This window comes from Amycolatopsis sp. cg13 (assembly GCF_041346965.1).
Lineage (GTDB): Bacteria > Actinomycetota > Actinomycetes > Mycobacteriales > Pseudonocardiaceae > Amycolatopsis.
In genome coordinates, this window is the sequence record NZ_CP166848.1 from 3,126,370 (window position 1) to 3,142,410 (window position 16,041).

The following is a 16,041-nucleotide window of genomic DNA, read 5'->3' on the forward strand; positions in this document are numbered from 1 at the left end:
CCGGTTAGAACCGTGATCAACACTCACGACCCCTTCCGCCGCCCGCGCAAGGCGAACAACGTCCCCAACGCCCCGACCATCGCGCCCAGCAGAGCCGCCTTCCCGTTGTTCTGCTTGGGCGCGATGATCGGGCGCAGCTGCGTCGCGGCCGGGGGCTGGACCGGTTTGCGCGGCGCGTCACGGGCGGTGGCGGTCCAGGCGGTGATGTACACGAGCATCCGCGCGATCAGCGAGATGAAGAACAGCAGACCGATCACCGAGCCGAACGCCACGCCGGACGGCGATTTGCTGATCAAGTTCAAGTAGAACCCGCCGGCCTGCTTCAACAGCTCGAACCCCACTGCCGCCGCGACCGCGCCGCGCATCGCGCTGCGCCAGCCGACGCGTTCCCGCGGCAGCCGGGTGAGCACCCACAGGAAAACCATCCAGTCGGCGAGCAGCGCCAGCGGCACCGAGACGAACGACAGCAGATTGTGCCCCCAGCTCGTGTCCTCGACGCCGACCAGCCCCAGCAGCGAACGGCCGACCGCGGTGCCGGACACCGAGATCCCGAACGAAACCAGCAGCGCCGCGGCCAGGCCGAGCAACGCCAGGACGTCCGTCAGGATCGTGCGCAGCAGCGGCCCTTCGGAGCGGTTCTGTCCGTACATCGCGGTGAGCGCGTCCCGCAGCGCGTTCATCCAGTTCCAGCCGGAGTACAGGCCCACGACCAGACCGGCGACCCCGACGCCGGTGCGCTGCTCCACGAACCCGGTCAGGATCGACGACACCTGCTCGCCGATCGGGCCGGGCAGCGAACCGGAGATTCCGCGCACCAGCGCGTCGAGCAGATGCGGCTGCGTCGCCAGGACGAACCCTGCCGCCGATGACGACAGCATCAGGATCGGCACGAGCGACAGCAGGCTGAAGTAGGTAATCGACGCGACATAGTGGTAGCCGCCGTAGTCGATGTACCGGTTGGTGGCGCGAGCGATGTGGTCCAGCCATCGATACCGGGCACGCGCGCGGGCCCATCTGCTCGGCCCAGGGGTCTTGCGGGAACGCTTCACTGTCACTGTCTACCCAGCGGACGCGCTGTTTGTCGCAAAAGACACGCATTCAGGCCAGTACGACCGGGGCGTGCCCGTCGTCACGCGGCAGCGGCTCGTCGGTCGTGGCGAAGACGGTCGCGCCAAGGAAGTCGAGTTCGCAGCCCAGTGTCGCGAGGAACGGGGTGTCGGCGGCGTCGCGTCCGGTCGCGATGCGGAGCATGGTTTGGCGCGGGGCCAGCCGGGTGGCGTCGAAGACGTACCAGCGGCCGTCGATGCCTGCTTCGAAGACCGCGTGAAAGTCCATCGGCTGCAAGCCCGGCGCGTATACCGAGGTGTAGCGCGCGGGGACATCCACGAGTCGGCACAGCGCGACGCATACGTGTGCGAAGTCGCGACACACGCCTTCGCCAGCGAGAAGCGTGTCGATGGCGTCGTGGGTCGGGGCGCTGGAGCCGACGACGTACGCGAGCCGACGGTGCACGTGCTCGACGATCGCCTGCACCCGCTCCCGCGCGGTGGCCAGATCACCGATGCCCAGCGGCAGGAGTCCGCCCATCCGGTCGGACGGGCAGTACCGGCTCGGCCGCGTGTAGCGCGCGACGTCGGCGAGCGTGACGGGTTCGGCGTTGCCTCGGTGCAGCACGCGCTCGCCGTGATAGGCGACGCGATGCTCGCCCTCGGCGAGGTCGTAAACCTCCGCGCGGGTGCCGTGTTCGAACTCGGCGGTGCGCGCGGAACCGGCGTCGGACACGGTGAGTTCACCGGCGTCCGCGCGCACGGCGGCGACCGAGACCGCGGCGAGGCCGGGTTTCGTCACCCGGACGCCGAATTCCACGTCTACCGTCGTGCGCACGGGGCCATCATGCCGGTGCGTCGTGCTCGTTGCCGGTCAGGTGCGCCGCCCGGGCGTTTCGCCTGCTCAGGCTGCCCGGTCTGCCCAGTCTGCTCAGGCGTAGCGGACCTGGTAGTGCTTGATCCCGTTGAGCCAGCTGGAACGCAGCCGCTCGGGCGCGGCCGCCTCGGCGATGTTCGGCATCACGTCGGCGATCGCGTTGAAGATCAGGTCGATCTCCAGCCGGGCCAGGTTCGCGCCGATGCAGTAGTGCGAACCGGTGCCGCCGAAGCCGACGTGCTGGTTGTCCTCGCGCATGATGTCGAACTTGCCGGGCTCGTCGAAGACCTCGGGGTCGAAGTTGGCCGAGCTGTAGAACATCCCGACGCGGTCGCCCTTGCGGATCTGCGCGCCGCCCAGTTCGGTGTCGCGGGTCGCGGTGCGCTGGAACGCGACGACCGGCGTCGCCCAGCGGACGATCTCGTCCGGCGCGGTCTTCGGCCGCTTCTCCTTGAAGAGGTCCCACTGCTCCGGGTGGTCGAGGAACGCCTTCATGCCGTGCGTGATGGCGTTGCGGGTGGTCTCGTTGCCCGCGACGGCCAGCAGGATCACGAAGAAGCCGAACTCGTCGGAGCCGAGCGATTCGCCGTCGACGTCGGCCTGGACGAGCTTCGTGACGATGTCGTCCATCGGGCAGCGGCGGCGGTCCTCGGCCATGTTCCAGGCGTAGCCGACGAGTTCCGCGGACGCGGCGATCGGCTCGAGGTCGTATTCCGGGTCGTCGTAGGCGATCATCTGGTTGGACCAGTCGAAGATCTTCAGCCGGTCCTCCTGCGGGACGCCGATCAGCTCGGCGATCGCCTGCAGCGGCAGCTCGCACGCGACGTCGGTGACGAAGTCGCCCGAGCCCTTTTTCTTGGCCTCGTGGACGATTCGCTCGGCGCGGTCGCGCAGCGTGTCTTCGAGCTTCGCGATCGAGCGCGGGGTGAACCCCTTCGACACGATGCGGCGGAGCTTGGTGTGCTGCGGCGCGTCCATGTTCAGCAGGACGAGCCGGTTGGCGTCGAGGCCCTCGGCGGTCATCTGGTCGTCGAACCGGATGATCGCGGTCTTTTCCCTCGACGAGTAGAGCTCGCTGTCGCGCGAGACCGCCTTGACGTCGGCGTGTCGCGTGACGACCCAGTAGCCGTCGTCGCCGAATCCGGCGGTGTTGTGCGGCTGCGGGTTCCACCAGACGGGCGCCGTGCGGCGGAGTTCGGCGAACTCCTCCAGGGGCAGCCGGCTGGCGTAGAGGTCCGGATCGGTGAAGTCGAAACCGGCGGGCAAAAGCGGGGCTGCCACGGCTTGGCCTCCTGCGCGGGATCGGCGGTGATACCCAACTGCAACGCGTTCTATGACCCCAGTAGAGCATACGGTGTTTACCAACGGAACCCGCTTGAGTGAAACCTGTTTACTTTACCGTTCCAGATACGATCCGCGCAGGTGAGCGCTCGCTCAGTCTTCAGTGATCGACTTCCGCTCTTTCGTGGGCCTGCTTGTGCTAAATAGGAACGTGTTCTAGTTTTGCGGGTAGGAAAGCTCGGAAAGGGGACACTCGTGGGCGAACCGGTGATCGTGGCCGCGGCACGCACGCCGATCGGCAAGCGCGGCGGCTGGCTGTCCGGCCTGCACGCGGCCGAACTGCTGGGCGCGGCCGTGCGCGGCGTGGTCGACCGGGCCGGCATCGACCCGGCCCAGGTGGAGCAGGTGATCGGCGGAGCGGTCACGCAGGCGGGCGAGCAGTGCGGCAACCTGACCCGCACCGCGTGGCTGCACGCGGGTCTGCCGGAATCGACCGGAGCCACGACGATCGACGCACAATGCGGTTCGGCGCAGCAGGCCGCGCACCTGATCGCCGGCCTGATCGCGGCGGACGCGATCAGCGTGGGCGTGGCGTGCGGGGCCGAAGCGATGAGCCGCGTGCCTCTTGGCGCGAACCGCGGCGAGGGCGTCGGCTCCCCCAAACCGGACGCGTGGTCGATCGACATGCCGGACCAATACGGTGCGGCAGAACGGATCGCGGCCCGTCGAGGCATCACGCGCGAAGACGTCGACGCTTTCGGCGTGCGGTCCCAGCGCAATGCCGCCGCGGCTTGGGCCGCCGGACATTTCACGCGGGAGATCGTGCCGGTCGCCACGGAAGCCGGTGTGGTGGACCGGGATCAGGGACTGCGAGAGACCACAATGGAGGGTCTGGCCCGGCTGAAGCCGGTGGTACCGGACGGAATCCACACGGCCGGCTCGTCGTCCCAAATCTCCGACGGCGCCGCGGCCGTGCTGATCATGGACGCTTCGCTGGCCCGCTCACTGGGCCTGCGCCCGCGCGCCCGAATCCGGCGGCAGGCATTGGTCGGAGCGGAGCCGTACTACCACCTGGACGGTCCGGTTCAAGCCACTGCGCGGGTTTTGGACGCGGCCGGGATGAAGATCGGCGACGTGGACCTGTTCGAGGTGAACGAGGCATTCGCGTCGGTCGTGCTTTCGTGGCAGCGCATGCACAATCCGGACGAGTCGCGGGTGAACGTCAACGGCGGGGCCATCGCTTTGGGACATCCGGTGGGAAGCACCGGGGCTCGGCTGTTGACTACGGCGTTGCATGAGCTGGAGCGACAGGACAAGGCTACGGCGCTGGTGTCGATGTGCGCTGGCGGCGCGATGGCTACGGCGACGATTTTGGAACGGATGTGAGCTGCCCGGCCCGGGTTCTCCGGGCCAGTTTCTGCTGTGCTGGCGTCCATTCCGCTGTGGCAACTGTCGCGGGTAGAACCGACAGGATCGATGCTGCCCTGTTGCGGGCGCGGGAAATCCGCCCTGCCAGCGTGGTCGCTCGGAATTTCTCGAACCGCCGCTGACCTGGCTGGGTTCGTCAGGGCCGGTCGTCTGTCCAGAAGCAGAACGGATGCCCGGCCGGGTCCAGCAACACCCGCACATCCTGTTGCGGCTGAAACTCCGCCACCCGCGCACCCGCGGCGACCGCCCTCGCGACGGCGGCCGCCAATGCGGCGCGACCGTCGACCTCGAAGTCGAGGTGCAGCTGCATCTGCTGCTCCCCGGCGCCGGCCGGCCACACCGGCGGCACATACTGCTCCTCCAGCTGAAACGACAGCCCCGCCCCGCCTTCCGGCGGACGCAAGGTGACCCACTCCGGCTCGTCAGTGCCGATCGGCCACCCGAGCAACTCCCGGTAGAACTCGGCCAGCGCCCGAGGTTCGGGCGCGTCGAGCACGGTGGACGTGAGTTTTATCAGCCCAGGTTAGAGCTTCGGCTGGCTCGCCCGGGCTGTTCCCGCTCACAGCCCCGCATGGCCAACTCACCTCGACCGGCGTGCATCGCCACTACACGCGGGCCACCTCACCTCAACCGGCTGGCCCCGCCACGCCTTCCAGCCACCTCACCTCAACCGGCTCGCTCCCCCACGCCTTCCAGCCACCTCACCTCAACCGGCTCGCTCCCCCACGCCTTCCAGCCACCTCACCTCAACCGGCTCGCTCCCCCACGCCATCCAGCCACCTCACCTCAACCGGCTCGCTCCCCCACGCCATCCAGCCACCTCACCTCGACCAGCCGACCTCCTCAAGCCGCCGCCATCCCTCCCCTTCACCCCAGCTCCAGCTCCGTCCGCACCGCCGGACCGTTGTCCGGCCTTGCGAAGCGCACCCAGCTCCCCGGGTGCCACGACTCAACCCACAGCGTGTTGTCCTCCACCCACGTCACCACGGCCTCCCGCAGGTCCAGCCGGAACAGGTGGCTCTCCTGCCCCTCCTGGATCCGCGCCACCTCCGCCGCGTCGGTGATCTCCACTGCGTGACCGGCGATCTTCGCGTCGCCGCCTTCCTCGATGCCGGGGTAAGCGTGGAGGGCGAAGCGGTCGTCGCGCTGGAGGTCGCGGGCTTTGCGGGCGTCGAGCATCGACCCGAGGTAGGCCTCGCCGTCCCGGAAGTCGATCTCCGAGCCGCTCACCCGAGGCGATCCATCGCGTCGGAGCGTGGCCAGGACGTGCGAATCCGCGGCGGCGAAGCGGGCTCGTACGCGCGAGGCCAGCGACGGGGCGGCGGCACTGAACTCATCCCAACTCGTCATTCCCGAAGTCTCGCACCCGCCACCGACAAAAACCGGCGTCCCGGAAGCGATCGGGTGACTCGGGTTGTGCTTGACTCTCGGCATGATCGCGGAAGACGCGGAGACTGCCGAGCATCGCTGTCCGGTCGAGGGCGGCGAGCTGGCCGTCCGCACGACCGGCGAGGGGCCGCTGCTGTTGCTGGTCCCCGGCGGGACCGGCGCGGCGGACTCGTTCCGGGCGCTGGTCAAGCTTTTGCGCACGGACTTCACCGTGATCACCTACGACCGGCGCGGGCATTTCGCCAGCACGGACACCACGACCGGACCCGTCCCGGTGTCCCGGCAGGCGGGCGACGCGCTCGCCGTCCTCGACCACGTCGGCGGGAGCGGGCCGGTTTCGATGTTCGGGACCAGTGCCGGCGCGCTGATCGGGCTGGACCTCGTCGCGCGGTATCCGGATCGGGTGGCCGCGTTCGTCGCGCACGAACCGCCCGCGATCCAGCTGATGCCCGACGCCGCCGGGATTCTCGAGGCCGCGGCGGCGCAGGTGCGGTTGGCCCGTTCGGGTGATCTGATGGGCGCGGTCAAGCGGTTCGCGGACGGGATCGCCGGGGCCGCCTTGCCGGACCTGCCGAATCTGCGGCTGCCCAACGAAAGCGACTGGCTCCGGCTGTTCGACCGCGAGTTGACCGAGTTCTTCGACTATCTGCCGGACCTGCGTGCGCTGCGCCGCACGAACACCGAGATCGTGCCGGTCGCCGGGGAGGCCAGCCGCGGCTGGTATCACTACCAGCCCGCCAAGATCCTCGCGCTCGAACTGGGGTTGCCGTTCACCGAAACGCCGGGTGCGCACCTGGCGCCGCAACGGAATCCGGCCAAATTCGCTGCCGCGCTGAAGGAACTCCTCGCCAACGCCTGAAAGCAGCCAAAGTCCGTGAGGGGAACCCTGAGGGAATCAGATTCCCTCAGGGTTCCCCTCACGGACCGCGATGGTCCAGGAGGCGACCTTCACGCAGCGGAAGCGGGCGCGGCAACCCGCTTCCGCCGCGGAAACTCCCGTATCAACCCCGGCACAATCGCCAACAGCAGCAGCCACAAGAACCGCGCCGGAGTCAGGCCCCCGCCGACCGTGCCGAGAACAGCCGGAATCCCCGCCCCGGCGAGCACCGCGACGAAATCCCATCGCTTCCACGTCTTGGAAGCCACCCGCGCGGCCGCGCCCACCATCGTGAACGCCGCGACGCACCCGCACAGCATCCACCGCGTCCCCGCGGCGATGTGCCCGTGCTCGACAGACTCCACGGCATCCCCGAAACCCGCCGCCAGCGCGGCCAGCAGACCCGCCACCAGACAATGCACCGGCAGCAAAACCCTGGGCCCCCAAGCGGTCTGGGACAGATAGGGAATACCGCCGAATCCCTGGAACAGCGCCGCGCCCCACAAAGCCGCGAGCAGCGCCAGAACCCCGAGAACGGTCGAGAGCAACGGCCATTCCCAGTCCGGGATCTCGGTCATCGCGTCGGTGACCGTCAGAACTCCCTCGCCCAGCACGATGATCGTGAAAAGCCCCAGCCGCTCGCCGAAATGCGCGAGGTCCAGATGCGCGAAAGCCAGCCCGGGCGCCGGGCGCCTGGACTGCGAGACCCGTTCCGCCACCTTGGCCGCGACCTGTTCGCCCGACATGGTCAGCCCGGCCACCAGGTCGATCCCCAGCCCAAGCGCCCACAGCGCGTACTTCCACGGCCCGTCGACCCAGAACGAAACCACCCACGGCACGACGCCCATCCCGGCGTGCACCACCGGCCATTCGACGATGATCCGCGTGCTTTCCCGGCCTTCCCAGACCCGGCTCGCGAGCGCGCGCACCGCCACGTAGGAGAAGGCGAAGCCCTGCGCGTGCTCGCCGAGGTCATGCACCGAACCGGCCATGAAAACCAGCCCGGCCATCGCGAGCAGCACTGGCATGGTGCGGGCCGCGGCGCCGGTGACGTTGCCGTACACGGTGAAGCACATCCACGCGGTCCAGAACGCGAGGAAGCACACGACGTAGAGGCCGGCGTCGCTCCAGGAGGTCGTTCCGCGCACGAGGTGCGAAAGCTGGGCGACGCCGGCGACCGCGACCAGGTCGAAGAAGAGTTCGAGCCAGGACGCGTGGCGTTCCTCGGTTTTCATGATCACGGCGGACAGTATGCCGTGATCATGAAACCGCCGTCCTAAACCGCGCGCGCTCCGTCCTGCCACACTTCCCGAACGTTCCCCGCCAACGCCGGGAAATCGTAAATATCGCCCGAAACAACCACGAGGTCCGCACGATAGCCCGGAGCCAACCGGCCCAGTTCTGCATCCTTGCCCAGCAGCTGGGCAGCCGACGACGTGGCGGCGACCAGCACGTCCGCCGGGCTCATCCCGGCGGAGCGCATCAGCTCCAGCTCTTCGAGGTTCGTCCCGTGCGGGCCGACGCCGCTGTCGGTGCCCATCGCGATCCGGACCCCGGCCGCGACTGCCCGGCGCACCGAATCCAGGTGCACCTCCGCGACCTCCTTCGCCTTCTGCACCACCGCGTCCGGCAACGCCGCGCCCGCGGCCGCCGCGCGGATGACGTTCACCGGCGCCACCAGCGTCGGGACGAGCCAGGTGCCGCGCGCGAGCATCAGCTCGATCGCCTCGTCGTCGAGGTAGATGCCGTGTTCGATCGACCGGATCCCGGCGCGGACGGCGTTCTTGATCCCCTCCGAACCCTGCGCGTGGGCCATCACCGCCCGCCCCTGCATGGTCGCCTCGGCGACCAGGACGTCCAGTTCCTCAGGCGTGAACTGCGAATGCCGCGGATCGTCCCGTGGCGAAAGCACGCCGCCGGTGGTGCAGACCTTCAGCACGTCGGCCCCGGCTCGCAACAGGGTGCGCGCGACTCGGCGCATCTCGTCGGGACCGTCCGCCAGCGCGCTCGGGCGGCCGGGGTGCGGGAGCGACAGCGGAACGCAATGCCCGGACGGCATCCAGCCGTCGCCGTGTCCGCCGGTCGGGCTGATCAGGCCGACCGCGATTTCCAGGCGGGGCCCGGGAATCAGGCCGTCCGCGACCGCCTGTTTGATGCCGAGGTCGGCCCCGGCGGCGTCGCGCACCGTGGTGATGCCGAGTTTCAGCGTGGTCCACAGGTTCCGGGCCGCCTCGTAGAACTGGTACGAGAACGGCTTCTGCACCCGCTGCAGCAACCCGAGCTCCGACACCGTGACGTGCACGTGGCAGTCGAACATCCCGGGCAGCAGCATCGCGCCGGCGCAGTCCACCGCGCGGTCGCCGTCGAGGCCGGTGCCGACCTCGACGATCCGGCCGTCCTCGACCGCGACGTCCGCCGGCGCGGGCGGGCTGCCCGTCCCGTCGAACACCGTGCCGCCGGTGAAAAGGGTCCGCGTCATACCGGTTCTCCTGTCTGCACAACGTCTCCGGACCGGGTCACGGCCCGTTCGATGGCTGCCGCGATCGCGAGCACGACCACGTTAACCGCCAGCCCGACCAACCCGACGTTCACCGTGCCGACGAGCTTGGTGTCCACAAAGGTCAGCCAGATCACCACGACCTCGCCCGCCAGCAGCCCGGCGAACACCGGGCCCTTGCCGACCGGGACCTTCTTCAGGAAGCCCAGCAGATTCGCCGGGGCCAGCTGCACCGATCCCGAGTAGGTGAGCAGCAGCAGGTTCGCCAGCAGGTCCGGCCGGAAGATGCCGAGCACCAGGGCGAGCGCACTGGCCAGCACGACCGTCCCGTGATTGATCCAGAACTGCTTGCGCTCGCTGCGCACCCGGGTGATGTTTCGGGCCACCAGCGAGGAAATACCGATCAGAATCCCCGCCGCGGGCACCATCGCGGTCGCCGTCGCCGCGACAACCACAAGCCCGGTGACCCACCCCGGCAACGCGTCCTTGCTCAACGTCAGCAACACGCCGTTCGGGTCGCTTCCCTTGGGCACCACCAGAATCGCCGCGAAGCCGATGATCATCGGCAGCAACAGGCAAAGCTCGTACACCGGCATCCAGGTGTAATTGCGCCGCAACACCTTCGGATCCCGCGCCGACATCAACGCGGGCCACGTATGCGGCAACGTCATCAGCCCGACACCGATCGCACTCACCAGCATGCTGGTGATGAACCACGTGTGATCGTTCGCCCCGGCGTGCACGAACAACTTCTCCGGATGCAACTGGTCGATCTTGTGGAACACCCCGGAGACGCCGCCGGCGAAATGCGCGGGCACCGCGATGATCAGCACCACGAGTACGACAAGCATGATCGCGTCCTTGAAGTACGACGTCGCCGCCACCCCGCGCAACCCAGCCCACAACACGAACGCGACCACGAGCACACTTCCCGCGATCATGCTCAGCGTGCCCGACGCATGGTCACCAGTCACCAGCCGGACGATCAGCCCGAGCCCGGTAATCTGCAGTTGCAGATACGGCAACACGAACACCACCCCGAGGATCGCCGACACCGTGCCCAACACACGGCTGGAAAACCGGTCCTCGAGGAAGTCGCCCTGGGTCAGGTACCCGCGCTCCTTGCCCATCCGCCAAATCCGCTTGGCAAGAAAAAACAGGACCACGTAAGCGATCGGCACGTACGGCAGCGCATACATCGCCGCCACGCCACCCGAAAACGCCAACCCAGCCATGCCGAGGAAGGTGAAGGTCGTGAAGACCTCCCCGGCCTGCAAGAACCACATGGTGAGCGCGCCGAACTTGCGCCCGCCAACGGTCCACTCCGCAAGATCCGCAGCAGGCCGACGCCGCCCGACGAAGCCGAGCACGCCGATCAACACGATGCCAACGAGCGTAAAGGCCAGGATCATCGTCAATCCTCCTGTCCGCTGCGAGCCATGAGCCGCTCGGACAGCAACAGGGCAGGAGTGAACATCAGACACCAAAACGCGCCCCAGACCATCATCTTCGGCAAGCCCAGCCAGAGGCCGGAGGAGTTGACGAAGGGGAGGAACGGCATCAGGACGAGAGCCACGACGGGGACGACCGGAGGGAGATAGTAGCTACGCATGCGCATGCGCACACGCTGCCAGAACCAGAGCCCACCGGCAGCCCAGTTCGACACTCACCCACTCACGCTCCCACCTCCGAGCCCGCTCCGCCCACCTCCGAGCCCGCTCCGCCCACCTCCGAGCCCGCTCCGCCCACCTCCGAGCCCGCTCCGCCCACCTCCGAGCCCGCTCCGCCCACCTCCGAGCCCGCTCCGCCCACCTCCGAGCCCGCTCCGCTCACCTCCGAGCCCGCTCCGCTCACCCCTCCGCACGCCGACTTAACGGCGATCCCGCCCGCGACGACGAAGTCGGCGCCATCAAACACAGTTTGCCGAGCCAGCCCACCCACTCAGCCCCGACCAACCCGGCCACCCACTCAGCCCACTCAGCCCCGAACACCCGGGCACCCCGCTTGCCGCTCCGCCGAAGGATGGAAATTTTCTTCGCGCAAGAACCACCCGTCTCGCCCGCGCGCCTGTTCCAGAGCGCCCGCCAGGCCCCTCGTCAACCCTGTGAGCAGCACACCTTCGGGAATGCACAGACGCGTGGTGGGGACAACCCCAGCACGGCCCGTCGGGTCTGCAGGTTTCCCGCCGGGGTTCCGCGCCGCAATACTCCCCCCGTGACCACCGACAAGCTCGTCCTCCCCTCGCCCCCACGGCCGGGAAGCGACTTCGCCCGGCTCTGCCGCCGGATCTCCGACGCCGGTCTCCTGGATCGCCGTCCCGGCTACTACACCGCCCGAATCGCGCTCGTGACCGTGCTGTTCGCGGGAGGCTGGGTCGCGTTCGCGCTGCTCGGCGACTCGTGGTGGCAGCTGGCTGTGGCCGCGTTCCAGGCTTTCATGTTCGGGCAGATCGCCCTGCTTTCGCACGATCTGGCGCATCGGCAGGTGTTCCGGACGCGTCGTCCCGCGGAGATCGCCGGTCGGCTGGCCGGAAATCTCGGCATCGGAATGAGTTACGGGTGGTGGATGGACAAGCACACCCGGCACCACGCGAACCCGAATCACGAGGAGCTGGACCCGGACGTCGACCCGGACGTCCTTGTCTGGTCGCAGCGGCAGGCTCGCGAGGCTCGCGGCGTGCCCCGGTTCATCGGCCGGCACCAGGCGTTCTTGTTCTTCCCGCTGCTCACCCTCGAAGGTCTCAATCTGCACTGGTCCGGCATCCGCGCGGTCGCGCGTCCGGGCCTGCGCCGTCGCGGGCTTGAAGCGGCGTTGCTGTTCACCCACATCGCGGTCTACCTCGCCGCGCTGTTCATCGTCCTGCCGCCGGGTCTCGCGCTGCTGTTTTTCGCGGTTCACCAGGGGCTGTGGGGCGTCTACATGGGTTCGATCTTCGCGCCGAACCACAAGGGCATGCCGACGCTGACCGGCAAGACCGATCTGGACTTCCTGCGCAAGCAGGTGCTCACCTCACGCAACGTCGCGGGCGGACCGGTGATCGACGTCCTGCTCGGCGGCCTCAACCACCAGATCGAGCATCACTTGTTCCCGAGCATGCCGTCGGTGCATCTGCGCCGGGCTCAGCCGATGGTGGAGGCGTACTGCGCGGAGATCGGCATCTCGTACCTGCGGACGGGCCTGGTGTCTTCGTATCGGCAGACGCTCAAGCATCTGCACGAAGCTGGGGCCCCTCTCAGGAAGGCTTCGTAGACTCGGTGGCATGACGTTCCAAGCACTGACTCCGGCGGCCTTCGGCGCGAAGGCGGCCGGAGCACGTGCCGAGCGGATGCGCCAGTCTCCGCACTACGCCGACGGCGTGTTCCACAACGCCGCCACGACTCGCGCGACGCCCTCTTCGCCCGGAGCGCTCGTGCGCGAGTTCCTGTTCGGCGAAGACCGCGCCCGCCGTCGTCCGGGCGGCGCGGTCCCGCTGATCTCCTCGCCCGCCGCCTCCTCCGCAGCCGGTCTTTTCCTTACCTGGTACGGACACGCGTCCACGCTGGTGGAGATCGACGGGGCCCGCGTGCTGTGCGATCCGGTGTGGGGCGACCGGGTTTCGCCCGCCGCCTTCGCCGGGCCGCGGCGGCTGCACGCTCCCCCGGTTTCGCTGCGGGAACTGGGCGAACTGGACGCGATCGTGATCTCCCACGACCACTACGACCACCTGGACCTGCCCACCGTCCAGGCGTTGATCGCGCTGACCGACGCGCCGTTTCTCGTCCCGCTCGGCGTGGGCGCGCACCTCGAACGGTGGCACGTCCCGGCCGCGCGGATCATCGAACTCGACTGGCACGAGGACGCCCTCGTGGCCGGGATCCGGTTCGTCGCCACGCCCGCGCAGCATTTCTCCGGCCGCGGCCTCGCGAACGACAGCACGCTGTGGGCGTCGTGGGTGATCGCCGGTCCGGAGCATCGCGTCTACTACAGCGGCGATACCGGATATTTCGCCGGTTTCGCCGAGATCGGCGCGAAGCACGGCCCGTTCGACGCGACGCTGATCCAGGTCGGCGCGTACGCCCCGCATTGGCCGGACATCCACATGACACCGGAGGAAGGCGTCGCCGCCCATCTGGACGTGCGCGGCGGTTTGCTGATCCCGGTGCATTGGGCGACGTTCACGCTGGCCATGCACACCTGGTCGGATCCGGCGGACCGGGTGTGGCGGGAGGCCAAGGCCAACGATCTCCCGCTCGCGATCCCGAAGCCCGGGCAGCGCGTCGACGCGTCGGCCCCGCCGCCCGTGGACGGATGGTGGCAGACCCTCGGCTGACGGGCGGTTCCCCCGTCCTCCAGTGCCAGGACCCGGCCGCGCTGGTCCACGCCGTCACGAGCGGCCCCGACTGGCGTGCCGACGATCTGCTGCGGGCCTCCGAACAGACCCAGCTCCGCGTAGTCGAGGGCGGCGGTCCCCCGGACGCCTTGACGGTGCTGGGATTGCTCGGCCGCACCGTCCGCGTGCGGCGGGCCGCGCTCGCGTGCCTCCGCTAGACCGAGGCGCGCGAAGGCGCGAACTCGACCCGGTGCCGATGCACGTCGCCGAACATCTTCTCCGGGCTCATGACCGTCTTCATCACCACGGGCATCAGCAAGTCACGCATAATCCGCGCCACCGGGCCCGCCGCCTTGTCGTTGTTGATCTTCGCCGCCCGCGCGATGATCTTCTCCACCCGCTCCCGCCGGGCGGTCTCGTACGAGGCGAAAGCCGTTGCCACGTCCGGGGAATCCCGCAAAGCGCGAGCTAGTTCGAGCGAACTCTCGACCGCTTGCGAAGCTCCCTGCCCGGAACTCGGCGACGTCGGATGGGCGGCGTCGCCGACCAGGACGACCCGGCCGCGGTACCACGTCCGCACCGTCGGGATGTCCTCCAGCAGTCCGGGCTGGCCGACGTCTTCCGGTTTCAGCAGCGCGATGATGTCGCGCGCCGGGACGTCGTCCGCATGCCGGTCCCGCAGCACCGAAAGCCAATGCTCCGGCGACGCGGTCTTCGCCTCGGCCGGGTCGGCGGCCGGGACGTTGCTGAACCAGAGAATCTCTTCCGCGTCGATGAAGTAGCCGAAGAACGCCCGCTTGCCGAAGGCGAAATGCTGGTACTTCCCGGTGACCGGCAGGCCGGGATTGCGGATCCAGCCGCCGAGGCCGAGCAATCCGGTGTAGCGCGGAGCGGGCACCGCCGGGTCCAAAATGGACCGGACAGCCGACCGGATGCCGTCCGCGCCGATCAGCACGTCGCCTGCCGCGGAGGTACCGTCCGTGAAGTGCGCGATCACCTGGTCCGGCTTGTTCTCGACGGACTCCAGCCGCTTGCCGAATTCGACCGTGATCCCCCGGCTCAGTGCTTCGTCCATCAACGCGCGGTACAGCCGGTCCCGGCGCATCAGCAAGCTCGGCGGCAGGCCCGGAAGCCCGTCGAACCTGCCGACCACCCGGCCTTTGTGGTTCTGCATCACCATTCCGGGCACCTCGAGGCCGGCCGCGGCCACCGCGTCGTCGGCGTCGATCTGGCGCAAAGCGTTGCGCCCGTTGGGCGACAGCGTCAGCGCGCTGCCGACTCCGTCCGCCGTCGTGGAGTAAGCCTCGTAAACCGTGGCTTCGATTCCGGCTCGCTGCAACGCCATCGCGGTGGTCGCGCCGGCGATGCCCCCGCCGATCACTAGTACGTTCATGATCTCCCCTTGAAATAGGTTTCCCACGCCTGCCGGTAGTCCTCCCCGGCGACCGACTCGGCGAGCCGCTCGACGAAGCCGCGCTCCGCCTCGACTTTCGTCAGCCGGTATTCCTCCTCGACCAGGAACCACCAGGCGAGCCCCTGCTCTCGCCCGTTTTCGATCGCCGCGCGGATGTCGTCGGCGATGCCGGCGAGCGCGGCGAGCCGCTGCTGGAGCAGCTCGCGGAGCTCGTCCGCGGGCAGCACGACAAACAGCGACAGCGCCGCCCCGAACAGCGGGTATTCGGTGGCCGGTTCGGCGACGAGCTCGCGCATCCAGTCGAACAGCTCGAGCCGGCCGGTGGGCGTGATGGCGTAGACCGTCCGCTCCGGCCGCGCGGAATCGCGCAGCGTCTCCTGCGCCGCGATGAACCCGGCCTTCTCCAGCTGCCCGACCACCATGTACAGCGAGCTGCGGGTGTACTTGAAATCCCGCTCCTTGCCGTACTCCACGAACCGCCGTGCCATCTCGTACGGATGCATCGGCTCCTCGAGCAAGCCCGCCAGCACGGCCAGCCCGAGCGGATTCCCCACTACGCGTCGCTTCACCACAGCTCCTTAGTCAGGATCGACTATACGCAGAAGAGTAGTCGATGTCGACTATAAGGTCGCGACGTGGGGTAGGAAGGAGGAATGAAGCTCAAGCTCGATCTTCACGACATCTACAACCGCGGCGGGGAGATCGACCGGGCGTTGCGCGCGGTCATCGACGAGGCGGTCGCGAAGAAGGCGCCGCTCGTGGAGATCATTCCGGGCAAAGGGTCCGGGCAGCTGAAGAAGCACGTGCTGCGGTTCCTGGAGCGCAAGGACGTCAAGGCGCTCTACCACCGCGTCGAGAAGGACAAAGACAACTTCGGGCGGGTGTTCGTGCACTTCCGCTGGAAATAGCCCTCGTGAGTGGCA

General features: G+C 68.5%; 17 protein-coding genes. 6 read left to right on the forward strand and 11 right to left on the reverse strand.

Going from position 1 to position 16,041, the window contains the following annotated elements:
* Nucleotides 1-23: 23 nt before the first annotated feature.
* The 3 genes from AB5I40_RS14095 to AB5I40_RS14105 all read right to left on the reverse strand — a co-directional run bounded on the left by AB5I40_RS14095 (nucleotide 24) and on the right by AB5I40_RS14105 (nucleotide 3,204).
* Nucleotides 24-1,055, reverse strand: coding sequence for a YhjD/YihY/BrkB family envelope integrity protein (locus AB5I40_RS14095; protein WP_370938945.1), 1,032 nt, complete (start codon nucleotides 1,053-1,055; stop codon nucleotides 24-26).
* Between the two features lie 43 nt (nucleotides 1,056-1,098).
* On the reverse strand, nucleotides 1,099-1,884 hold the full coding sequence (locus AB5I40_RS14100; protein ID WP_370938946.1) for a transglutaminase family protein: 786 nt from the start codon (nucleotides 1,882-1,884) through the stop codon (nucleotides 1,099-1,101).
* Between the two features lie 93 nt (nucleotides 1,885-1,977).
* Nucleotides 1,978-3,204 carry a cytochrome P450 gene (locus AB5I40_RS14105; protein ID WP_370938947.1) on the reverse strand — a complete coding sequence of 409 codons (1,227 nt, stop codon included), beginning with the start codon at nucleotides 3,202-3,204 and terminating at the stop codon, nucleotides 1,978-1,980.
* Between the two features lie 255 nt (nucleotides 3,205-3,459).
* Here AB5I40_RS14105 and AB5I40_RS14110 point away from each other — a divergent pair, with 255 nt between their 5' ends.
* The gene (locus AB5I40_RS14110) at nucleotides 3,460-4,590 is read left to right on the forward strand and encodes a steroid 3-ketoacyl-CoA thiolase (protein ID WP_370938948.1); all 1,131 of its coding nucleotides are present in this window, start codon (nucleotides 3,460-3,462) and stop codon (nucleotides 4,588-4,590) included.
* 178 nt (nucleotides 4,591-4,768) lie between these two features.
* Here AB5I40_RS14110 and AB5I40_RS14115 read toward each other — a convergent pair whose 3' ends face one another.
* Both AB5I40_RS14115 and AB5I40_RS14120 read right to left on the reverse strand, forming a co-directional pair.
* Entirely contained in the window at nucleotides 4,769-5,146 is a 378-nt protein-coding gene (locus tag AB5I40_RS14115) for a VOC family protein (protein ID WP_370940518.1), read from the reverse strand.
* A 353-nt stretch (nucleotides 5,147-5,499) separates the two neighbouring features.
* Nucleotides 5,500-5,982 carry a pyridoxamine 5'-phosphate oxidase family protein gene (locus AB5I40_RS14120; RefSeq protein ID WP_370938949.1) on the reverse strand — a complete coding sequence of 161 codons (483 nt, stop codon included), beginning with the start codon at nucleotides 5,980-5,982 and terminating at the stop codon, nucleotides 5,500-5,502.
* Between the two features lie 82 nt (nucleotides 5,983-6,064).
* Between AB5I40_RS14120 and AB5I40_RS14125 the strand changes: the two genes are divergently transcribed.
* On the forward strand, nucleotides 6,065-6,880 hold the full coding sequence (locus AB5I40_RS14125) for an alpha/beta fold hydrolase (RefSeq protein ID WP_370938950.1): 816 nt from the start codon (nucleotides 6,065-6,067) through the stop codon (nucleotides 6,878-6,880).
* A gap of 89 nt (nucleotides 6,881-6,969) precedes the next feature.
* Here AB5I40_RS14125 and AB5I40_RS14130 read toward each other — a convergent pair whose 3' ends face one another.
* The 4 genes from AB5I40_RS14130 to AB5I40_RS14145 are packed head-to-tail and all read right to left on the reverse strand — an operon-like array spanning nucleotide 6,970 to nucleotide 11,013.
* On the reverse strand, nucleotides 6,970-8,133 hold the full coding sequence (locus tag AB5I40_RS14130; RefSeq protein ID WP_370940519.1) for a low temperature requirement protein A: 1,164 nt from the start codon (nucleotides 8,131-8,133) through the stop codon (nucleotides 6,970-6,972).
* 41 nt (nucleotides 8,134-8,174) lie between these two features.
* Nucleotides 8,175-9,377, reverse strand: a complete 1,203-nt coding sequence (locus AB5I40_RS14135) for an amidohydrolase family protein (RefSeq protein ID WP_370938951.1) — start codon at nucleotides 9,375-9,377, stop codon at nucleotides 8,175-8,177.
* Nucleotides 9,374-10,807 carry a sodium:solute symporter gene (locus AB5I40_RS14140; RefSeq protein WP_370938952.1) on the reverse strand — a complete coding sequence of 478 codons (1,434 nt, stop codon included), beginning with the start codon at nucleotides 10,805-10,807 and terminating at the stop codon, nucleotides 9,374-9,376. Before AB5I40_RS14140 ends, AB5I40_RS14135 begins: the two co-directional genes overlap by 4 nt.
* Nucleotides 10,808-10,809: 2 nt before the next feature.
* The gene (locus AB5I40_RS14145) at nucleotides 10,810-11,013 is read right to left on the reverse strand and encodes a hypothetical protein (protein ID WP_370938953.1); all 204 of its coding nucleotides are present in this window, start codon (nucleotides 11,011-11,013) and stop codon (nucleotides 10,810-10,812) included.
* Between the two features lie 596 nt (nucleotides 11,014-11,609).
* Between AB5I40_RS14145 and AB5I40_RS14150 the strand changes: the two genes are divergently transcribed.
* Genes AB5I40_RS14150 through AB5I40_RS14160 form a run of 3 tightly spaced genes read left to right on the forward strand, consistent with a single transcriptional unit; the run spans nucleotide 11,610 to nucleotide 13,922 of the window.
* Nucleotides 11,610-12,644 carry a fatty acid desaturase gene (locus tag AB5I40_RS14150; RefSeq protein WP_370938954.1) on the forward strand — a complete coding sequence of 345 codons (1,035 nt, stop codon included), beginning with the start codon at nucleotides 11,610-11,612 and terminating at the stop codon, nucleotides 12,642-12,644.
* Nucleotides 12,645-12,654: 10 nt separating this feature from the next.
* A complete protein-coding gene (locus AB5I40_RS14155) occupies nucleotides 12,655-13,704 on the forward strand; it encodes an MBL fold metallo-hydrolase (RefSeq protein ID WP_370938955.1) in 1,050 nt (349 codons plus the stop codon).
* Complete coding sequence (locus AB5I40_RS14160) at nucleotides 13,683-13,922, forward strand: hypothetical protein (protein ID WP_370938956.1); 240 nt, start codon at nucleotides 13,683-13,685, stop codon at nucleotides 13,920-13,922. Before AB5I40_RS14155 ends, AB5I40_RS14160 begins: the two co-directional genes overlap by 22 nt.
* On the opposite strand, the gene AB5I40_RS14165 is transcribed toward AB5I40_RS14160, so the two are convergent.
* Together AB5I40_RS14165 and AB5I40_RS14170 are read right to left on the reverse strand one after the other, a co-directional pair.
* Nucleotides 13,919-15,097: an FAD-dependent oxidoreductase gene (locus tag AB5I40_RS14165; RefSeq protein WP_370938957.1), complete on the reverse strand. Its 1,179-nt coding sequence runs from the start codon at nucleotides 15,095-15,097 to the stop codon at nucleotides 13,919-13,921. The genes AB5I40_RS14160 and AB5I40_RS14165 overlap by 4 nt on opposite strands.
* A complete protein-coding gene (locus AB5I40_RS14170; protein WP_370938958.1) occupies nucleotides 15,094-15,687 on the reverse strand; it encodes a PadR family transcriptional regulator in 594 nt (197 codons plus the stop codon). Before AB5I40_RS14170 ends, AB5I40_RS14165 begins: the two co-directional genes overlap by 4 nt.
* A gap of 84 nt (nucleotides 15,688-15,771) precedes the next feature.
* Here AB5I40_RS14170 and AB5I40_RS14175 point away from each other — a divergent pair, with 84 nt between their 5' ends.
* Nucleotides 15,772-16,026 carry a Smr/MutS family protein gene (locus AB5I40_RS14175; RefSeq protein ID WP_009075408.1) on the forward strand — a complete coding sequence of 85 codons (255 nt, stop codon included), beginning with the start codon at nucleotides 15,772-15,774 and terminating at the stop codon, nucleotides 16,024-16,026.
* Nucleotides 16,027-16,041 lie beyond the last annotated feature (15 nt).

Coding starts and splice junctions, on each gene's coding strand:
- AB5I40_RS14120 (WP_370938949.1), bottom strand. CDS start 5,982: ATGACGAGTTGGGATGAGTTCAGTGCCGCCGCCCCGTCGCTGGCCTCG.
- AB5I40_RS14125 (WP_370938950.1), top strand. CDS start 6,065: ATGATCGCGGAAGACGCGGAGACTGCCGAGCATCGCTGTCCGGTCGAG.
- AB5I40_RS14130 (WP_370940519.1), bottom strand. CDS start 8,133: ATGAAAACCGAGGAACGCCACGCGTCCTGGCTCGAACTCTTCTTCGAC.
- AB5I40_RS14135 (WP_370938951.1), bottom strand. CDS start 9,377: ATGACGCGGACCCTTTTCACCGGCGGCACGGTGTTCGACGGGACGGGC.
- AB5I40_RS14140 (WP_370938952.1), bottom strand. CDS start 10,807: ATGATCCTGGCCTTTACGCTCGTTGGCATCGTGTTGATCGGCGTGCTC.
- AB5I40_RS14145 (WP_370938953.1), bottom strand. CDS start 11,013: ATGCGCATGCGTAGCTACTATCTCCCTCCGGTCGTCCCCGTCGTGGCT.
- AB5I40_RS14155 (WP_370938955.1), top strand. CDS start 12,655: ATGACGTTCCAAGCACTGACTCCGGCGGCCTTCGGCGCGAAGGCGGCC.
- AB5I40_RS14160 (WP_370938956.1), top strand. CDS start 13,683: ATGGTGGCAGACCCTCGGCTGACGGGCGGTTCCCCCGTCCTCCAGTGC.
- AB5I40_RS14165 (WP_370938957.1), bottom strand. CDS start 15,097: ATGAACGTACTAGTGATCGGCGGGGGCATCGCCGGCGCGACCACCGCG.
- AB5I40_RS14175 (WP_009075408.1), top strand. CDS start 15,772: ATGAAGCTCAAGCTCGATCTTCACGACATCTACAACCGCGGCGGGGAG.